General features: G+C 69.7%; 1 pseudogene. It reads left to right on the forward strand.

Going from position 1 to position 376, the window contains the following annotated elements:
• Positions 1-50: 50 nt before the first annotated feature.
• Positions 51-376: pseudogene (locus AC0L30_RS43145) on the forward strand (IS256 family transposase); the annotation flags it as partial.

Consider the following 376-nt stretch of genomic DNA (forward strand, 5'->3'; position numbering starts at 1 on the left):
CCTTGAGCCGGTAGGCTCGGGGTGCTGATTCCACAAAGGAGAGCAACGCCATGACGAGAGATATCACACCGGCTGGTTCGCCGGCGACCGGGGCTGTGGACGAAGCGTTTGCAGAAGTGCGGGCGAGCTTCGATCGGTTCTGCCTTGCGGCAGGGATCGAGGCGCTCGGCACGATGATGGAGGCGGATGTCACGGCGGCCTGCGGGCCGCGCCACGATCGCGACGCGGCGCGGCGGGCGCACCGTTGGGGCCGAACGCGGGGACGGATCGGCTTCCACGGCGGCAAGATCGAGGTCGAGCGCCCGCGGGTTCGGGGCGTGGACGGCCGCGAGGTCACGATTCCGAGCTGGGAAACGGCGGCGCAGGAGGACTGGCT

It is taken from the genome of Bradyrhizobium sp. MI1.11, assembly GCF_055811255.1.